This is a genomic window from Biformimicrobium ophioploci, assembly GCF_030270605.1.
GTDB lineage: Bacteria > Pseudomonadota > Gammaproteobacteria > Pseudomonadales > Cellvibrionaceae > Biformimicrobium > Biformimicrobium ophioploci.
Map to the genome: position 1 here is coordinate 209,288 of NZ_BSYJ01000006.1, position 18,989 is coordinate 228,276.

Below are 18,989 nucleotides of genomic sequence, written 5' to 3' on the forward strand. Positions count from 1 at the left end.
CTACCACAGACCCACGCTGGCGGAGCAACGAGCCGAAACAGTCTTTGCTTGGGGAAAAAGCGGCGTAGGATAAATTCCGACCGCCAAAAGTCAAGGCGACTGCCCGGCCACAGGATGCCGGCCCGCGTCAACCGCTGGGCTTGGAGCGGCGCGGCATCAGCATATTTTCCGGCTTCATCACCTCGTCCAGCTCCTCCTGGGTGAGTATCTTCTCCTCCAGTACCAAGTCTGCCACTCGCCGCCCGGTCTTCAATGCCTGGCGCGCTATGCGGGTGGTGTTCTTGTAGCCGATGTAGGGGTTGAGCGCGGTCACGATTCCGATGCTGTTATCCACATAGGCGCGACAGATTTCCTCGTTGGCCGTAATGCCCTCGACACAGTCCTTGCGCAGCGACTGCAGTGCCGCGGCAAGATACTGCACCGACTCGAGAATCTTGTAGACAATCACCGGCTCCATCACATTCAGCTGTAGCTGGCCCGCTTCCGCCGCCATGGTAACGGTCACGTCATTGCCGATTACCGTAAATGCCACCTGGTTGACCGCTTCCGGGATCACCGGGTTAACCTTGCCGGGCATGATGGACGAACCCGGCTGTTTTTCCGGCAGGTTGATTTCATTCAGCCCACATTTCGGGCCGGATGACATCAGGCGCAGGTCGTTGCAGATTTTGGAAATCTTTACTGCGATCCGGCGCAACATGCCGGAGAAGATCACGAAGGCCCCCATGTCCGAGGTCGCTTCGACCAGGTCGGTCGCCAGCACCACTTCCTCGCCGGACACGGCACGCAGGTGGCTCACCGCGATTTCCGCATAGCCCTCTTCGGCCGTGATACCGGTACCGATCGCCGTGCCGCCGAGGTTGATTTCGCGCAGCAGCGAAGCCATTTCCTTGAGGCGTGCGATATCTTCACCGATAGTCGTGGCAAAGCCGTTGAACTCCTGCCCGAGAGACATGGGCACGGCATCCTGCAGCTGGGTACGCCCCATTTTCAGCACGCCCTTGAAGGCGAGGCCCTTGGCGGCAAACGCAGCCTGCAGGGCGGAAGCTGCCTCGATCAGGCGCTCGTGCTTTAAAACCATCGCCAAGCGCACCGCAGTCGGGTAAACATCGTTGGTGGACTGCGCCATATTGACGTGAATATTCGGGTGCAGGTGTTCGTAATCACCGCGCCGATACCCCAGGATTTCCAGCGCCCGGTTTGCAATCACCTCATTGGCATTCATGTTGGTGGAGGTACCCGCACCGCCCTGGATCATATCCACCACAAAATGCTCGTGCAGCTCCCCCGCGATTACTTCATCGCAGGCCTGACAGATCGCATCGGCCTTGTCCGCATCCAGGTGACCGAGATCGCGGTTCGCGAGTGCGCAGGCCTTCTTGACCATCGCCAGCGCGGGCGGCAGGTTGGGAAAGTGGCTGATGGGCACACCGGTGATATTGAAGTTCTCCAGTGCACGCAGGGTCTGGATGCCATAGTAGGCCTCTGCCGGGACTTCGCGCTCGCCCAGCAGATCAGATTCGATTCGTACGTTCTCGGTTCGGTTCATAGCGGGGGTCCGGTACCGCAGGTACACTCATAGGCTCCAGCGCCTGGGCGCGGAAATACTCTGCAAGTGTAGCTGTTCATTATTATTGGGTTGCGCCGGCACGGGTTTGCGCTGCGCCTGATGTGGGCGGTATTTAAGCCGCTGGCGTGCGCGAAGACAACGAATCAAATGCTTTTTTTCGCGCTGTTTAAGCGCTTTTATTTCGGTCTGGCCGGAATGCCCGGCGCTAGATGAATTTCTGGCAGTCGCCCCAGTCGAGAATCATGTGCACCAGCAGCCCAATGCCAAGGATCCGGGTTTTCGCAGGCAACAGCATCAGGCAGTAAACCGCAATGGCGGGCCATCGATGCAGGGGGTGAAAACCGATACTGCAGCGGTCAGGGTCGAAGATGGGGGTTGCCAGCAAATGGTCGAGATCCACGAGCATGGTGGCAATCAATATGAGAAACGCGCGAAGCCATTGCGGACGATAGAAAAACCAGGCAATTGCCAGCGGCACTGCAAAATGCAGCACCATGTGTACCGCAGAAGACATATCAGCCGGAAAGCTCTTCGAGGGAGAGCGAGCCCAGCCCCTCGCGGATATCCTGCTCGATCGCGCGGCGCACTGCGATCTCATCCCTGTCGACGATAGCCTCGAGCAGGTCCTGGTGGCGATCCGGCATACGTTCCACACCGAATCGATTGAATACCAGGTGCTGCAGGGGCGCTGTCTGTAGCCACAGGCTCTCGATCAGCGCCAGCACCACCTGCGGCCTGCCCTGTTGATAGAGATAGAAGTGAAATTCCAGGTTGGATGTGACATAGGCCTCGGTGTCACCCTCGTCCAATGCACGGGTAACCCGGTCATCCAGTTCGCGCAGGGTTTGCAGCTCGCCTGCCCCCAGGTTCGGCAGCGCCATCGCCGCGGCCTGGCACTCGAGCGCAACCCGCGCATCACAGATCTCCGCCAGTTTTTCCTGGGTCATGCTGGGTACCGTCACCCGACGGGTGTCGCCCAGGGCAAGCGCCTGCTCCGAGATCAGCCGTCGTAAAGCCTCACGCACCGGCATCGGGCTGCAATCCAGCTGCTCCGCCAGGCCGCGAATCGTCACCTGATTGCCCGGCAGGAAACGTCCGCGCAGGATCGCATTGCGCAGCTCGGTATAGACACGCTCCTGTGTGGTCCTAGGCTCCCCCGCTTCACCTTCACCGGTACCGAGGAAGTTGCCCTGTGCCTGCGTCATAATGCGTTCCTGCTAAACGGCCGCAACTATACGGCCAGGTCCTGTGGCTTCTGCTCACCCGTCACTTCGACAACCCGACGCTCCAGGTCGCCGCTCTGCCAGGCCGTGTAGAACTCCTGCGCCATGCGCTCGCACTCGGCCACCACCCGATTCCAGCAGGCGATGCGCTCGGCCTCACCCATGCTGCGGAAATCGTTCCGATCCGGCACCTTGCCATTTGGCAGGCCCGCTACAAACGCCGGCGACGGAGCCACCAGTACAGTGCGGTCCATGGCAGAGCCGGATACCCAGCGGCCGCGCAGGCTCTTGTCGAACCATCCCGGCACTATGTACGGGAAAAAGTGCGGGTAGAGAATCAGTCCCTCCGGGTGACTGAACCGGAGGTCAAAATGATAATCGGTCACCCCGCCGTCGCGATAGTTCCCGCGCGGGGCGCCTTCCGGCGTCTGGATACCGGACATAACCAGCGGAATGGAGCCGCTGGCAATGACAGAATCCTTGACCGCCCCCGGGGACAGGCGAACATTGGTGGTATCCAGGTGCTCGAACTCGAAAGCCGCATTTTCACCGGTGTGGAAGACCACGCGATCCCAGAACGCTCCCAGGGTCTTGCGGGACACCACATTCGCGAGCGCCGATACCAGTAGCGACGGCCCCAGCAGCGCCGGCCGCTCGCTGGCCAGCAGGCCGCGACTGCGAACTGTCACAAAGTGGTTCTGCCAGACCGGGTTCCGGGTCAGGAATTCCGCCCCGTTCTGCCCCAGGATCGATGCCACCAGCTCGTCCCCCACCCGGGTAATCTCTTCCGGGGTCGGCTTGTCGGACGAATAGCGCTGGTGGATATAGCCGTGTTCGAGTTGTTCCAGGGCCTTGCGCGGATTTTCCAGCGCATAACACATATTCCGGAAACTGCCGATGGAGGAACCCAGCGCTGCAATGGGAGCCTGCCGACTCTTGAAGAACTCATCCATCAGCAACCGGTCCAGCTGGCTGATCACCAGCCACTTGGGACCGCCCGAAGCACCCACCAATGTGGAAAAATGCTCCTGCCGGAAGCCTTCCTCACGGATCTTGCGGGCGGCTGTCGCCCCCGCGAGAATGACAAAGGATGATTGTTCAACTGCCACGCGTACCCCCTCTGGAAAAAGCTCGGCCCCGCTAGGGGCCGAGATCTGGCGTTATTCTAAAACGTGGCGGAAATTTTTTCATGGGAAGGTGGGCACCCGTCCGGACACCCCCGATTTCACCAGGATCCTGTATTTTCCATGCTTGCCCACGGCTCCTGCGGTGGCAGCTTGCCGCCTTCCTGGAGCAACTCAATGGAAATACCGTCTGGCGAACGCACAAACGCCATATGCCCGTCACGTGGCGGGCGATTGATGGTCACTCCCGCATCCATCAGGCGCTGGCAGGTTTCGTAGATATTTGGTACCGCATAGGCGAGATGGCCAAAATTGCGCCCACCGGTGTATTCCTCCGGATCCCAGTTGTAGGTCAGTTCCAGCAGCGGCGCCTTGGACTCCGCTGCCGATCCGGCGTCGCCGGGCGCTGCCAGGAATATCAGACTGAAGCGGCCGGACTCGTAGTCTTTTCTCGAAACCTGAACCAGCCCCAGCTGCTCACAGTAGAATTTCAGTGACGCATCGAGATCCGCGACCCGCACCATGGTGTGTAAATATCTCATTGGCCCTGCTCCTCACCTTCATCCTCAAGCGTCCCCGCTGACGCCGAAGTCTCGCCCTGAGGTTGCTTGTAGACAATTCCCGCCTTCATGACGAAGGGGACCGACTGCATCAGTGTAATGTCCTCAAGCGGATTACCCTTCACCGCCACTATGTCCGCATGTTTGCCACTGGCAATGGAACCCAGCTCGTCCTCCACACGCAGCAGCTGCGCGGCATTCAGCGTTGCCGCCTGCAGCGCCTCCGCCGCTGGCATGCCGCCGTCCACCATCAACACAAATTCACGCGCATTGCCCCCATGGGCTGACACACCCGAGTCGGTCCCAAATGCAATGCGAACCCCGCGCCGGTATGCCTCGCTGAACGTTTCCTGCATCAGCGGGCCGATTTCAGCTGCCTTGACCCGCACCATGTCCGGGAAAAAGCCATCGACCCGGGCCTTTTCCGTCACCCACTCACCGGCCATCAGTGTCGGCACCATCCAGGTACCGTTGCGACGCATCAGGCTCATGACCTCTGCATCCATGTAGGTGCCGTGCTCTATCGAGTCCACGCCGGCATTGACCGCACGCTTCATGCCTTCCTTGCCGTGCGCGTGCACAGCGACACTGAAGCCGTAGTCTTTCGCGGTCTGTACGATCGCCTCGAGCTCGTCCTGCATGAACTGGGGATTCTGGCCGCTTTTGGCCATACTCAGCACACCGCCGGTTGCGGTGATCTTGATCAGGTCGGCACCATCCTTGTAGCGCTGCCGGACAGCCTCACGTGCCGCAGCAACCCCGTTCACCACACCCTCGCCCGGCACCGGGTTGCCCATGAGGTCTGCGCGGAAGCCGTTGGTGGGATCAGCATGGCCGCCTGTCGTCGCGATGGATTTTGCGGCAGTAAAAACGCGCGGCCCGTCAATAGCGCCGGCATTGATGGCCTTGCGCAGGCTCACAGTCGCGTTGTACATATCCCCGAGGTCCCGAACCGTCGTGAATCCCGCCATCAGGGTTTTCTCCGCATTGACCACACCACGCAGGGTGTAGTCCGGTGCGTTGAGGATAAAGCGATCCATGTATGAACGTGCGCTGTGCTCGCTGAGCAAGTGCGTGTGCATATCCATCAGGCCCGGTAAAACGGTATAGCCCCGCAAGTCTATGACCGACGCACCCTCGCGCTGCTGGTAACCCGGCTCTACCGAGTCGATGTGGCCATCCACCACATGAATCGTCTGTTCGGCGAGCAGGGTTGCCTTCTCACTGTCAAAGAGTTTTCCGGCATGTATCGCGTAGCTCTCGCCAAAGACCGCTGCGCTCGCGACCACTCCCAGCGCCGCCACGGTTAACCTCGCTATCCACCCCATTGCATTTGACTCCCGCTTGCCTGCGTTTCTTGTGTGTAATTATCAAGGTGCTGGCAACCCTATCACGGCCCCTCTGGCCCCGCAATTTCGCCCACACAAGTACCGTAATTGAACAGGACTGGCACCGCGCAGCAATGCGGTGATACTGTTGTGCTGTACTCGAAACAAGGACAGCCACCATGAAAATAATTGAGACCGCCCCCGCCCCGAATTGCCGCAGGGTGCGCATTTACCTCGCAGAGAAAGGAATCGACGATATCGAGTTTGAGCAGATCGATATCATGGGTGGCGCTAACCTGGAAGGTGAATACAGGGAGAAGAGCTTTACCGGCAAGGTCCCGCTGCTACAACTCGACGACGGCACCTGCATCTCGGAGTCTGTGGCCATCAAACGTTACTTCGAGGCGCTGCACCCGGAGCCGCCACTATTTGGCCGCAATCCCCGCGAGATCGCCCTGGTGGAAATGTGGGACCGGATTGCCGATTACAACATGATGCTGCCGGTTGGCATGTGCTTTCAGCACACCACAGGTGTCTTCAAGGATCGTATGACCCCGTTCCCAGAGTTCGGCGCGAATTGCGGTGAGCAGGTACAGAAATTCTTCACCAGGCTGGATGCGCACCTGGAACACAACGAGTTCCTGGCCGGTGACTATTTCTCGGTTGCAGACATATCCATGTTCTGCCCAATGGACTTTGCCAAGGTCGTCAAGATCCGTCCGGACAAGGCCGCACACCCGCACCTTATGCGCTGGTACGACACATTAAAGCAGCGCCCGGCTTTCTCGGCCTGACTACCGCTTCGATCCCCACACTAAGGCAGGCGCTCGAGCAGGCGAACCTCTCCCAGTTCGAGCGCCTCGATATCCTCATGCACTTTTTCCAAGTCGCCGACCACCACCCAGACGAAACGATCCGGAGCAAGATACTTGCCCGCGGCGGAACGCCCTGCCTCGAGTGTCAGTTCCGCAAGACGCTCCGGATACTTGGCGATATAGTCCGCCGGCAACCCGTGCCGCAGCTGCCACGCAATACTGGACAACAACTGGCCCTTGGTCTGGAAGCGCGCGCTCTGCTTGAGGGTCTCATCACTGACAAAATCCTGTAGCTCTTCCTCCTCCAGCGGGCGCTCGCCAACAAACTCGCTGATTTCCTTGTGTATTTCCCGCATTGCCGCCGCAGTCTTGTCTGTCTGCACCGGTGCGAACAGCAGGTACGGCCGCTGATTCGCAGTATCGAGTGTTACCGCGCTCACACCATAAGACCAGTGCTTGTCCTCTCGCAGATTGAGGTTCAGGCGCGAGGTAAACTTGCCGCCGAGCGCAGTTTCCATTGCTTCGTAGGCCTCGGCATCTTCGAGGGCGCGAGGCGGCATCACCAACCCGGCCAGAATGAAACTCTGCTGTGCGCCGGGCTTGTCCATCAGGTAGATCGTGGTTTTGTCGGGGCGCCTGACCTCTGCTACCGCCGCCGTATCGCCAGCCCCCGCCGGCGCTTTCCAACCGCCGAGGTGTTTTTCCAGTAACGGCTGCAGATCCTCACGGGTGATATCCCCCACCACTACCAGGCGCGCATTGTCCGGTCGCACATGCGCCTTATGAAAGCGCGCGATATCTTCAGTGGTGATGGCGCTGACACCCGCTACTGTACCGGAACCGGTAAGCGGCGCACTGTAGGGGTGGCCCTCACCGAACAACAATGGCGGCAGCGCGCGCAGGGCCAGGCCGCGTGGCTGCGCCTGTTCCTGGGCAATCTTGTCCAGCCAGTTTGAGCGCAGGCGCTCGAGGTCTTTCTCATCGAAACGCGGACGCAGGATCACATCGGCAAACAGCGCCACGGAATCATCCAGTAAGTTGGTCAATGCCGTCATGGACAGGGTGTTGTAATCCAGCGCACTACCCGCCCCGATTGCCGCGCCGAGTTCCTCTTCCCGGTTACTGAATGCCAGGCTGTCATAGTCGCCTGCACCTTCCGATTGCATCGCCGCAACCATGGAGGCCAGCCCCGGCTTGTCTCCATCGGTCGCGCCACCTCCGGGAAACTGCATCTGCATAAATACCGCCGGAGTATCATGGCGCTCGACCAGCACCACCTGCAGCCCGTTATCGAGGGCAAACGGATTCTGCTGCGGCAGCTCCAGATGCACCTCTTTATCCACCTCAGGCACACTACTGCGATCCGCGCCCTTGTCCGCCGCCTTGAACTCGCCCCTGGGGCTCACGTGCAAGGTGTAGCTGTCCGCCGGCAGCCACTTGCGCACTACCCGATTGACATCTTCCGGCGTAATGGCCGCGTACTGTTCGATACTGTCCAGCAATATGCCGGGATCACCATAAAAAAACTCCGAACGCGCCAGCAGGTCGGACTTGCCGCCGAAGCCGCCCACTTTTTCCAGGCCCTTGACCAATTCGGAGAATTCACCCTGCTTGATCCGCCGCAGCTCCGCTGCAGACGCTCCTTCCGCGCGGAACTGCGCCATCAGCCTATCTACTTGCGCCTCAACCAGAGCGGGCTCCACCCCGGGTTTTACATCGATCATCACAATGAATTGGCCGGCCAGCTGGCGACCGAAATAAAAAGCACTGACACCCGTCGCCAGGCGCTTCTCAAAAACCAGCTCGCGATAGAGCAGCGAGTTTTTGCGATTACCGAGCAGCGGCGCCAGGATATCCAGCACATGCTCATCCGCACTTCCGATCGCGGGTGTATTCCAGACCTTGTAGATCCGGGTTTGCGGAACTTCGTCGAAAATCTGCTCGTGCTTTGCCACTGTCTGCGGTAATTCCCAGCGCTTCAGCACTGGCGGTACAGACGGGCTCGGGATATCGCCGAAATAGTACTGTGCCTTTTCCATCGCCTTCTCGGCAGTGATATCCCCGGCGAAGACAAGAATCGCATTGGCCGGTGCGTAGTACTCCTTGAACCACTGCTTGACGTCCTCGAGGCTGGCGTTGTCGAGATCCTCCATGGAACCGATCACCGGCCATGAATACGGATGTTGCGGCGGAAAAGTGGCGCGGGCGATGCTTTCCCATGCCTTGCCGTAGGGTCGATTCTCACCCTGGCGCTTTTCGTTCTTGACCACGCCACGCTGCTCATCCAGCTTTTCCTGGCTGATGGCGCCGGCAAAGTGCCCCATCCGGTCAGACTCCATCCACAGCGCCATGTCCAGCGCCCCCACCGGCACCGTCTCGAAATAATTGGTGCGGTCGTTGTTGGTCGTGCCATTCATACCGGTGGCGCCAGCGCGCTGGAAGGGCTCGAAATATTCTCCGGGATAGTTTTCTGAACCGTTGAACATCAGGTGCTCAAAAAGGTGGGCGAAGCCGGTTTTGCCGGGCGTTTCATCCTTGGACCCGACCCGGTACCAGATATTGATTGCCACAACAGGCGCCTTGTGGTCCTCATGCACGATTACGGTGAGGCCATTGTCCAGCTGCGACTTGTAAAAGGGGATTTCGATATCCGGTGGCGGCACGAACGCCGGGTTGTCGCGGGCTTCAACCGGGGGTTTTTCGCTACGTACAGGCTCGGCAGCTGGCTCCGTCTCTACAGCCCTGTCAGTACAAGCGACGAGAAAACTAACGACCAGAAACAGTAAGGGAGAAAATTTCAGTGCTTTTACAGTGCTGCGTTCGGGCACGATTGGTATTCCTGTTTATTCTCGGGTGATGAATGGGGTCAGAGCCAAGGCTCTGACCCCATTTGTTCAGGAGTATAACTAACGGGGTCAGAGCATTCGCTCTGACCCCATCAATCTTCGCTCCGACCCCGTCAATCTGCCCCCATTTATTCCCCGCAAAAAAAAAGCGCGCCTGCATAGCAAGGCGCGCTTTTAAGGTTCGGAAAACGGCAGGTGCTTACGCAGCCTGGTCCACATCCCCATTGGTCGGGCGCTTGCCGAAACGCTCTTCGGCAATCACATCCGCAACGGAAGACGTGGTCTTGCCGGTTGCGTCAGCGCGCTCGAATACTTCCGCCAGGGTCGCACCGATAGACTCAATGTGCGCCTGAACCTTCGCATCGTCCTGGATACCCTTGTGCTGGTAGAACACGTCGATAATACCGCCGGCATTGATCACGTAATCCGGGGTATAGAGGATGCCCTTGTCCCGCAGGATCTCGGCGTGACGCTCTTCCGCCAGCTGGTTGTTGGCCGCACCAGCGATGATGGCGACCTTCAGGCGATCAATTGTCTTGTCGTTGATAATCGCACCCAGTGCACACGGGGCAAAGATGTCCACGCCGAGGTCAAAGATTTCTTCTGCAGTGACAGCAGTCGCGTCCAGCTCCTGCACGGCGCGGGAAACATTGTCGGCAAAGATATCGGTTACAAACAGCTCGGCACCGGCGTCTTTTAGCAGCTTCGCCAGGCGGAAGCCAACGTTGCCCACACCCTGGATGGCAACCTTGCGGCCGGTCAGGTCCTCGCTGCCCCAGCGGTGCTTGGCCGCAGCCTTGATGCCAACGAAAACACCGTAGGCAGTAGACGGAGACGGATCACCACCGTGCTCGGCACCCTCAACAACACCGGATACAAACTTGGTGCGCTCGCCGATCACTTCCATATCAGCCACGCTGGTACCGGAATCTTCTGCGGTGATGTAGCGGCCACCGAGGGAATTGATGAACTCACCCATGGAGCGCAGCAGCTCCGGGCTCTTGTCCTTGCGTGGGTCACCGATAATCACAGCCTTGCCACCGCCCAGCTCCAGGCCGGCCATGGCGGATTTATAGGTCATGCCGCGGCTCAGGCGCAGCACATCGTACAGAGCTTCTTCGTCACTCGCGTAAGTCCACATGCGGCAGCCGCCCAGCGCCGGGCCGAGATTGGTATTGTGAACGGCGATGATGGCCTTAAGACCGGAATTGGCATCCTGATAGAATGCGACCTGCTCGTGCATATCGTAAGCAGGGTGAGAAAAAATGCTCATTTCGTTGTTCCTCAAAGCTTCTGTACGGGCTTTGTATGCATAAATGCCGCCCCGCCCGCCGGCTTTTGGCCACGGACTGACAGGTCGACTGCAATCTAGACTGCGGTTTTGGTACACCCAATCTCAGCAGGCAATTGATTATATCGCCAGTTGAAATTTACACATTGCATATTAATCAAATTAGCGGTCATGTGCAGGTGATTTATAACAAAATCGTGCCTCTTTTTAGGATAATCATCTAGATCCACCAAATTGGCGGCGCAATACCCCATGGCCCCCCGCCCTCGCTTATTCTGGAGCAGCGCCTCTGGTAGAATCCGCGGCCACCTTTTGCAGTAAACCCCAGATTCTCAGGACCCAGCATGCTCAATCGCGACGCCCTTGGTCAGCTTTCCCAACTGAAAAATGAAATCCGCCAATCCAAGGCATATTCCGAGGGCGTCGTTCGCGGCACCAACGGCAAATTCGGCTTTGTGGTGTTAGATGACGGCAGTGAATCCTTCCTGCCTCCGGCCGAAATGGAGCGGGTATTCCCGGGAGACCGGGTCCGGGTCAGCATCGAGGACAAGGGCGAGGGCAAATCCGAGGCGGAGCTGGACGCCCTGCTCGAGCAAGGCGTCACCCGGCTGGTTGGCCAGTACATCCAGCGCGGCCAGGGCCACTTCGTACAACCGCATATCCCGGGGTTCAACCGGTGGATTTTCTTGCCGCCCAAATCGCGCGGCAAGGCGAGCCCAGGCGACTATATTGCCTGCACCATCAGCAGGCACCCGTTCAAGGATGGCCGCGGTCAGGCAAAAGTGACCGAGGTCATCGGCAACCCGGACCAGGCAGGCATTGAGCACCACTACACCATCGCCCAGTTTGAATTGCCGGCAGCCTTCCCCGAGGCACTGGAAAAGGAGGCCGCGCAACTCGCTGAAAAACTGCCTGAGGTGGTGGCCACACGTCGCGATGCGAGCGACCTTGGCTTCGTCACCATCGATGCGGAAACCACCCGCGACATGGATGATGCCCTGGCAATCGAGAAAACCGACAACGGCTGGCTCCTGCACGTAGCCATCGCAGACCCCGCCTCCCTGATCGAGCCGGAATCTACACTGGACAATGAAGCCCGCAAGCGCGCCACCAGCGTCTACCTCCCTGGCCAGACCCTCAACATGATGCCTGCGGTGCTCGGCGAAAATGCCTTCTCACTGATCCCCGGCGAAGCGCGCCCGGTAGTCATCGCCAGTATCGAAATAACCTCCGATGGGTCCATCCACAATTGCAAGTTCGAGGAAGCGGCCATCACCTCCGGCGCCAAGCTCAGCTACAAAGCCGTGGCAGAATTGCTCGAAAATGGTGGCAGCGAGCAGGTTGACGCAAGCCTGCATGAACGTCTGCGCGAACTGCAGGCCTGCGCCAATGCGCGCCTTGAATACCGCAGTGAACACACTGCCCTGATGGAAGAGCGCCCGGAATACCGGCTCATTCTGGACGACAAGCTCCATATCGAACGCATCGCCCTGCGCCAGCGCAATGCCGCACACCGTCTGGTTGAAGAAGCCATGCTGGCGGCCAACATCTGTATCGGTGAAAAACTGGCGGAATGCCAGGCCGGTATTTTTTCCGAGCACCTGGGCTTCCGCGACGAACGGATGGAGGAAGTCCGGGCCATACTGCGCGAGCAGGCGCCGGAATTCGCCGACAGGGACCTGCATCAACTGGACAACTATGTCGAACTGATTCGTCACCTCGACGGCAACCCGGAAAAACACGCAGTTCTCGCCGTACTCAAACGCATGCTGCGCCCCGGTGCCTTCGCCCCGGCTGCGGGACCGCACCTCGGACTCGGCCTCGCACAGTACGCAACGGCAACCTCGCCGATTCGCAAATACAATGACCTGCACAACCATCGCATCCTGAAGGCTGCGCTGGGCGGCAACGAAATGCCCGCCATTGAACCACAGCAGGTCGAAGACCTGCAGGCGCAGGTCGTCCTGGGCCGCCGCGCCGATCGCCTGCTGGAGCAGTGGCTGCACTGCATATTCCTCACTGACAAGATCGGTGCGGAATATGCCGGCACCGTGGTACGCGTAACCGGCTCCGGCATCGGCGTGCGCCTGAATGACAACGGCATCGAGGGTTTTATCCGCATTCGTACCGGCAAGAAAACCGATGCAACTTTCGACGGCAAGTACCTGACCCTGACCAAGGGGGAGCAGCGCTACCAGCTGGACCAGCAGGTGACCGTCAAGATCGATTCCGTGGACCTGGGCCGGCGCAATATCCAGCTGGCACTGGTGCAACCGGCCGAAGCTTCTGAAACAGAAGCGCCGGAGACAGAACAGGCCACAAAACCAACTGAAGGAAGCAACGACAATGAGTGATATCGCCCAGCTCGCGCCACAGGCTCTGTGGCAACAATTCGCGCGCCTGTGCGAGATACCGCGCCCGTCCAAGCACGAGGACAAGGTCGTAAAAGCCATTATCGAATTTGCGACTAACCGCGGCCTGCATGTGCAGCAGGACAAGATCGGTAATGTCATCCTGAAAAAACCGGCCACACCGGGGATGGAAGACCGCGCACCGCTGGCAATGCAGTCCCATGTGGATATGGTGCCGCAAAAGAACGCCGACACCGAGCATGACTTTATCAATGACCCGATCCGCCCCTATATCGATGGCGACTGGGTAACGGCCGAGGGCACTACACTCGGTGCGGACAACGGTATTGGCGTAGCTGCGATTCTGGCCCTGCTCGACTCCCGTGATATTCCGCACGGGCCGCTGGAGGCCCTCCTGACCATCGACGAGGAGGCCGGCATGACCGGTGCCAGTAACCTGGAGCCGGGGTATTTTGACGCAGACCTGTTGTTGAATCTGGACACCGAGGACGAGGGCGAGCTTTACGTGGGCTGTGCCGGCGGCGTCGACGTCAATGTCAGCCTGCCCTACCAGCCTGAGCCTGTGCCGGCCGGCCACATCGCCCTGCAGCTCGCCGTGCGCGGCCTGCTTGGTGGCCATTCAGGCGTGGATATTCACCTTGAGCGCGGTAACGCCAACAAGATCGCAAACCGCATCATCGCATGCGCACTGGAGAAGGCGCCCTCCCTGCGCATTGCGGCACTGAATGGCGGTAGCCTGCGCAACGCGATTCCACGCGAGTCCTTCACCACCCTGGTGCTGGCGGAAGCGGATAAGCCCGCTTTTGAGACAGCATTCAACGACTGTGTGCAGGAAGTCGCGGCAGAACTCGGCAACGAGCCCAACCTTTCCGTCACCCTCGAAGCTGCCGATCGCCCGGCAACCATGCTGGATGCAGGGGCACAGGCCGCGCTGATCCGCGCCCTGCGCGTATGCCCCAACGGGGTGGCTCGCATGAGCCTCGCCCTCGAGGGTATCGTCGAGACTTCCAACAACATGGCCATCGTCAAGACCAGCGATGATGCGGTGCAGGTGCAGTGCCTGGTGCGCAGCCTGTCCAACTCCGCCCGCGATGAGCATGCGCAGAGCATTGCCGAACTGTTCCGCCTCGCCGGCGGAGAGGCCAGTATCGACAACAGCTATCCCGGCTGGACTCCGAATATGGATTCGCCGCTACTGGCAATGATGAAGGACACCTTCCAGAAGCTGTACGGCAACGAACCGGCGGTAAAAGTGATCCACGCCGGGCTGGAGTGCGGTCTTCTGGGACATGTGTACCCGAACTGGGATATGGTGTCGTTTGGGCCCACGATTCGCCGCGCCCACTCCCCGGACGAAAAGGTGCATATCGAGAGTGTGGGCAAATTCTGGGAGTACTTTATCGCGGTAGTCGGCGCCGTCCCCCGGGCCAGCTGAGCAGGACCATTCAAGGGCACTCGTGAAGGGTGCCCCGAGCCAGTGCAGCAGGCGCGGCGCTGGCGCATTTCCCCCCATTTATTACCCCCAATTACCTCTTGCAAATTTCGCTAGTCGACGAATTGCGCTAAATCAAGAAATCCCCCGCCCATAAAGTAGGCAAATTACGCCGGCGTTCCGCCATTTTCCACAGGAACTGTGGATAAGTCTGTGGCTAACAATTGGGAATTGGCCCTCAGGCCCCGAAATTCGGTGCCACCAGCGTTTTGTAGTTTTTTTAGCCACCAATGAAAAACCCATTATTTTCAATGACTTACGGAATTTTTACATTTTTTCTTGACAAAAACCGAAGCTAACTTCATTTCGCTCGCGACACCGGCGAAGCTTGTGGAAAGATTTTCTACGCTCGTACTATTTAGCTGGAGCCATCGTCATTGGAACACCTGAATTCAGGTGGCAAAACACGACAGCCATTTGAATTTATTGGGTTTTATCGCTCGCCCACCCCCTAAAACTGGCTGTAGATCCGTAAATTGCAGCCGGAGCCGTTGGCCGGTCCGAAACGGCGTGCTTTGCAACTCCCAACCAAACCCGAGGAAACAGCCGCTAACAGAGGCTTGCCCCGCTCGCTGTCGTCCTAAAATCTTCGGGTAACGTTGATTGAGCACATAAGAATGACGCCCGGAAGCCGCCTGATTTTCAACCTCTGCCTGTTTGTTGTCCTGCTCGCCACAGTCACCGCCCCCGTGGCCGCACATGAACCGGAGGAAATGGAGGAAATGGAGGAAGTGGTTGTAGAAGGGCGAAGCACTACCCTGGTTGGGGAGGCGCGCTCTGCTTCAGAAGGTGTCATTGGCCAGGTCGATATCGAGCTAAGACCGCTGCTGAGGCCGGGTGACATCCTCGAGTCCATTCCCGGGATGATCGTCACCCAGCACAGTGGCTCCGGGAAATCCAACCAGATGTTCCTGCGCGGCTTCAACCTGGACCACGGCACCGATTTCGCCACCTGGATCGACGGCATGCCAGTGAATATGCGTACCCACGGGCACGGCCAGGGCTACACCGACATCAACTTCCTGATACCGGAAACCATCGAGACCCTACGTTTCGTCAAGGGCCCCTACCACGCCGAGCTGGGGGATTTCTCATCCGCAGGCGGCGCACATATCAGCACCTTCGACCGGATGCCGGACATCGGCCTGAAGCTGGGACTTGGGGAGGACGGCTACCGGCGTATGCTGGCCACGGGCCACTTGGATGCGGACACGATCACCGTCTCAGGAGCATTGGAGGGCCAGTCTTACGATGGGCCATGGACGGATATTGATGAAGACGTAAATAAGATAAACAGCCTGCTGAAACTCAGCGGCCGCGATGGATCCCAGCATTGGGGCATCAGCGCCATGTACTATGACAACACATGGAACTCGGCCGACCAGATTCCGGCGCGGGCGGTAGCCCTGGGCCTCATTGATGAGCTTGGTTCTCTGGATGATTCACTGGGTGGAGAGTCGCACCGGGCCAGCCTCTCCGGCCACTACCAGCGCGATGCGGCGAATAGCAGCAGCACCTTCAACGCCTACCTGATCGATTACCGCATGCAGCTCTGGTCCAACTTTACCTACCTGCTGGATGCCCCTCTCCAGGGCGATCAGTTTGAACAATACGATGACCGCCTGATCCTCGGCGGCAGCGCCCAACACCAGTGGGGAGGAGGTTCCAGTGAGCAGTTTCTGCATCGCCTTGGGGCGGAACTGCGCCAGGATGACATCAAGGCAGTAGGTCTTTACCACAGCCACCAGCGCAGGCGCCTAGACTCCGTGCGTGAAGACAGCGTCGATGAGAGCAGTATCGGGATCTTCTACGAGCTGGAGTGGCAAGTGTCATCGCAATGGCGCAGCCTGCTCGGCATACGCGGGGATCACTACCGCTTTGATGTGCGCGCAGACAATGCAGCCAACTCGGGCAAACAATCGAGTAACATCCTCAGCCCCAAGTTCAGCCTGATCCGCGCGCTATCGGAAACCAGTGAAGCCTACCTGAGCGCCGGCCGGGGTTTTCATTCCAACGATGCGCGCGGCACTACCATCCGTATCGACCCGGCGACAGGCGAGCGCGCAGCGCGGGTGGACCCACTGGTGGCGTCAACTGGCGCGGAACTGGGATACAAGGCACTGTGGCTTGACGACTGGAATAGCGCCTTCGCGCTGTGGTATCTGGAGCTCGACTCGGAACTGCTGTTTGTCGGTGATGCGGGCAATACCGAGGCCAGCCGGCCGAGCAAGCGCTGGGGCCTCGAGCTCAACAACTATTTTGCCATCAATGAAACCTGGGCGCTCGAGGCAGACTTCGCCTGGACGGATACAAAGTTTGCAGATCGCGCCCCGGAAGGAGATGACATTCCCGGCGCCATCCCGTTCGTCGCCACCGGCGCCATTACCGCTGATCTCGCTGATGGCTGGTTCGGTTCATTCCGGGTGCGTCACTTCTCAGGTTTCCCGCTCATCGAAGATCGCAGTGAAGAATCCGATGGCTCTACCTTCGCGAGTCTGTCATTCGGCTGGAAAAGCGATACCTGGCGGCTGCAGGTCGATGCCCTGAACCTGTTCAATTCAGATGATCACGACATCGACTACTTTTACGCATCGCGGCTGCCGGGGGAGCCCGCAGAAGGCATTGCGGACAACCATTACAAGGTGTTTGAACCGCGCCAGCTAAGGGCCTATATCGGCATTAGTTTCTAAGCTGGCAAGGGGTGATGCCTGGCACCACCCCCACGCAGATTATTCCCACTCGATGGTTGCGGGCGGCTTGCTGGAAACATCGTACACGACACGGGACACGTCCTCGATCTCGTTGATGATGCGGTTGGATACCTTCTCGATCAGCTCATAAGGCAGGTGCGCCCAGCGTGCGGTCATAAAGTCCACAGTTTCCACGGCGCGCAGGCCAATCACCCACGCATAGCGGCGGCCGTCGCCCACCACACCGACAGACTTGACCGGGATAAACACGGCGAAAGCCTGACTGGTCTTGTGGTACCAGTCGGCAGCGTGCAGCTCCTCCATAAAGATGGCATCGGCCTCACGCAGGATGTCCGCGTACTCTTTCTTCACCTCGCCAAGGATACGTACCCCCAGGCCAGGACCCGGGAACGGATGGCGGTAGACCATGTCGTACGGTAACCCCAGCTCCAGGCCGATGGTACGCACCTCATCCTTGAACAGCTCGCGCAGCGGCTCCACCAGTTCAAAAGCCATGTCTTCCGGCAGGCCACCCACATTGTGGTGCGACTTGATCACATGCGCCTTACCGGTCTTGGCCGCGGCAGACTCGATCACGTCCGGGTAGATAGTGCCCTGCGCCAGGAACTTGACGTCGGTCAGCCTGGTCGCTTCCTGGTCGAACACCTCGATAAAGGTATTGCCGATGATCTTGCGCTTCTGTTCCGGCTCGTCGATGCCATCGAGACGCGACAGGAACAGGTCCTCCGCATTGGCGCGGATCACACGCACGCCCATATTGGCCGCGAACATTTCCATAACCTGCTCGCCCTCATCCTTGCGCAACAGGCCATTGTCCACAAACACACAGGTCAGCTGGTCGCCGATGGCGCGATGCAGAAGCGCCGCGACCACGGAAGAGTCGACACCTCCCGACAAGCCCAACAGCACTTTGCTGGAACCTACCTGCTCACGTACGCGCTCGATGGAATCCTCAATGATATTGGCCGGCGTCCACAGTGCTTCGCAACCGCAGATCTGCATTACGAAGTGCTCGTAGATACGCTTGCCCTGCAGGGTGTGGGTGACTTCCGGGTGGAACTGGACACCGTAGAAGCGACGCTCTTCATCGTACATGCCTGCGATAGGGCAGGACTCGGTCGAGGCCATCAGGCTGAAGCCCGCAGGCATCTCGGTAACCTTGTCACCGTGGCTCATCCATACGTCCAGCAGGGATTCACCGGCGTGACCTACATGGTCCTTGATATCCGCCAGCAGGGAGGACTCACCCTCAGCCTTGACCTGCGCGTATCCGAACTCGCGAACAGTACTGCCCTGCACCTTGCCGCCGAGCTGCTCCGCCATGGTCTGCATGCCGTAGCAGATGCCAAGTACCGGAATACCCATTTCGAAGATTTCCTGCGCAGCGCGCGGCGAACCCGCCTCGGTAACCGACTCCGGGCCGCCAGCCAGGATAACGCCCTTCGGCGCATACTCGCGGATTTCTTCCGCGCTCATATCGAAGGCGCGGATTTCGGAGAATACGCCGATTTCACGCACGCGACGCGCAATCAGCTGAGTGTACTGGGAACCGAAATCCAGAATGAGAATCCGGTTAGCGTGAATATCCTGAGACATATTTTTTCTCAAAAAATTAAAGGTCAAATGCAAGGCGGGCCCTCAGGCCCGCCAGAAATAA

Annotated in this window: 13 protein-coding genes; 4 read left to right on the top strand and 9 right to left on the bottom strand. The window is 59.1% G+C overall.

Annotated elements, in window-relative coordinates; genetic code table 11:
* Positions 1-127: 127 nt before the first annotated feature.
* The 6 genes from aspA to QSJ80_RS14130 all read right to left on the bottom strand — a co-directional run bounded on the left by aspA (position 128) and on the right by QSJ80_RS14130 (position 5,805).
* Positions 128-1,549 carry an aspartate ammonia-lyase gene (aspA, locus tag QSJ80_RS14105; RefSeq protein WP_285765113.1) on the bottom strand — a complete coding sequence of 474 codons (1,422 nt, stop codon included), beginning with the start codon at positions 1,547-1,549 and terminating at the stop codon, positions 128-130.
* Between the two features lie 226 nt (positions 1,550-1,775).
* The gene (locus QSJ80_RS14110; protein WP_285765114.1) at positions 1,776-2,084 is read right to left on the bottom strand and encodes a DUF6122 family protein; all 309 of its coding nucleotides are present in this window, start codon (positions 2,082-2,084) and stop codon (positions 1,776-1,778) included.
* A gap of 1 nt (position 2,085) precedes the next feature.
* Positions 2,086-2,775, bottom strand: coding sequence for a GntR family transcriptional regulator (locus QSJ80_RS14115; protein ID WP_285765115.1), 690 nt, complete (start codon positions 2,773-2,775; stop codon positions 2,086-2,088).
* A gap of 26 nt (positions 2,776-2,801) precedes the next feature.
* On the bottom strand, positions 2,802-3,902 hold the full coding sequence (locus QSJ80_RS14120; RefSeq protein WP_285765116.1) for a hypothetical protein: 1,101 nt from the start codon (positions 3,900-3,902) through the stop codon (positions 2,802-2,804).
* A 116-nt stretch (positions 3,903-4,018) separates the two neighbouring features.
* The gene (locus QSJ80_RS14125; protein ID WP_285765117.1) at positions 4,019-4,459 is read right to left on the bottom strand and encodes a VOC family protein; all 441 of its coding nucleotides are present in this window, start codon (positions 4,457-4,459) and stop codon (positions 4,019-4,021) included.
* On the bottom strand, positions 4,456-5,805 hold the full coding sequence (locus tag QSJ80_RS14130; RefSeq protein ID WP_285765118.1) for a metal-dependent hydrolase family protein: 1,350 nt from the start codon (positions 5,803-5,805) through the stop codon (positions 4,456-4,458). Before QSJ80_RS14130 ends, QSJ80_RS14125 begins: the two co-directional genes overlap by 4 nt.
* A gap of 179 nt (positions 5,806-5,984) precedes the next feature.
* Here QSJ80_RS14130 and QSJ80_RS14135 point away from each other — a divergent pair, with 179 nt between their 5' ends.
* Entirely contained in the window at positions 5,985-6,599 is a 615-nt protein-coding gene (locus tag QSJ80_RS14135; RefSeq protein ID WP_285765119.1) for a glutathione S-transferase family protein, read from the top strand.
* A 20-nt stretch (positions 6,600-6,619) separates the two neighbouring features.
* On the opposite strand, the gene QSJ80_RS14140 is transcribed toward QSJ80_RS14135, so the two are convergent.
* Both QSJ80_RS14140 and QSJ80_RS14145 read right to left on the bottom strand, forming a co-directional pair.
* Positions 6,620-9,448, bottom strand: a complete 2,829-nt coding sequence (locus QSJ80_RS14140; RefSeq protein WP_285765120.1) for a M16 family metallopeptidase — start codon at positions 9,446-9,448, stop codon at positions 6,620-6,622.
* A 217-nt stretch (positions 9,449-9,665) separates the two neighbouring features.
* Positions 9,666-10,739, bottom strand: coding sequence for a Leu/Phe/Val dehydrogenase (locus QSJ80_RS14145; protein WP_285765121.1), 1,074 nt, complete (start codon positions 10,737-10,739; stop codon positions 9,666-9,668).
* Positions 10,740-11,101: 362 nt separating this feature from the next.
* Between QSJ80_RS14145 and QSJ80_RS14150 the strand changes: the two genes are divergently transcribed.
* The 3 genes from QSJ80_RS14150 (at position 11,102) to QSJ80_RS14160 (ending at position 17,311) form a co-directional block, all read left to right on the top strand.
* Positions 11,102-13,111: a VacB/RNase II family 3'-5' exoribonuclease gene (locus QSJ80_RS14150; protein WP_285765122.1), complete on the top strand. Its 2,010-nt coding sequence runs from the start codon at positions 11,102-11,104 to the stop codon at positions 13,109-13,111.
* Complete coding sequence (locus tag QSJ80_RS14155) at positions 13,104-14,564, top strand: aminoacyl-histidine dipeptidase (RefSeq protein ID WP_285765123.1); 1,461 nt, start codon at positions 13,104-13,106, stop codon at positions 14,562-14,564. The genes QSJ80_RS14150 and QSJ80_RS14155 overlap by 8 nt, the downstream gene beginning before the upstream one ends.
* A gap of 674 nt (positions 14,565-15,238) precedes the next feature.
* Complete coding sequence (locus QSJ80_RS14160) at positions 15,239-17,311, top strand: TonB-dependent receptor (protein ID WP_285765124.1); 2,073 nt, start codon at positions 15,239-15,241, stop codon at positions 17,309-17,311.
* Positions 17,312-17,350: 39 nt separating this feature from the next.
* Here the strand turns inward: QSJ80_RS14160 and guaA are convergent, their stop codons facing one another.
* On the bottom strand, positions 17,351-18,928 hold the full coding sequence (guaA, locus tag QSJ80_RS14165; RefSeq protein WP_285765125.1) for a glutamine-hydrolyzing GMP synthase: 1,578 nt from the start codon (positions 18,926-18,928) through the stop codon (positions 17,351-17,353).
* Between the last annotated feature and the right edge of the window lie 61 nt (positions 18,929-18,989).

Coding starts and splice junctions, on each gene's coding strand:
- guaA (WP_285765125.1), bottom strand. CDS start 18,928: ATGTCTCAGGATATTCACGCTAACCGGATTCTCATTCTGGATTTCGGT.
- QSJ80_RS14135 (WP_285765119.1), top strand. CDS start 5,985: ATGAAAATAATTGAGACCGCCCCCGCCCCGAATTGCCGCAGGGTGCGC.
- QSJ80_RS14150 (WP_285765122.1), top strand. CDS start 11,102: ATGCTCAATCGCGACGCCCTTGGTCAGCTTTCCCAACTGAAAAATGAA.
- QSJ80_RS14155 (WP_285765123.1), top strand. CDS start 13,104: ATGAGTGATATCGCCCAGCTCGCGCCACAGGCTCTGTGGCAACAATTC.
- QSJ80_RS14115 (WP_285765115.1), bottom strand. CDS start 2,775: ATGACGCAGGCACAGGGCAACTTCCTCGGTACCGGTGAAGGTGAAGCG.
- QSJ80_RS14160 (WP_285765124.1), top strand. CDS start 15,239: ATGACGCCCGGAAGCCGCCTGATTTTCAACCTCTGCCTGTTTGTTGTC.
- QSJ80_RS14130 (WP_285765118.1), bottom strand. CDS start 5,805: ATGGGGTGGATAGCGAGGTTAACCGTGGCGGCGCTGGGAGTGGTCGCG.
- aspA (WP_285765113.1), bottom strand. CDS start 1,549: ATGAACCGAACCGAGAACGTACGAATCGAATCTGATCTGCTGGGCGAG.
- QSJ80_RS14145 (WP_285765121.1), bottom strand. CDS start 10,739: ATGAGCATTTTTTCTCACCCTGCTTACGATATGCACGAGCAGGTCGCA.
- QSJ80_RS14110 (WP_285765114.1), bottom strand. CDS start 2,084: ATGTCTTCTGCGGTACACATGGTGCTGCATTTTGCAGTGCCGCTGGCA.
- QSJ80_RS14125 (WP_285765117.1), bottom strand. CDS start 4,459: ATGAGATATTTACACACCATGGTGCGGGTCGCGGATCTCGATGCGTCA.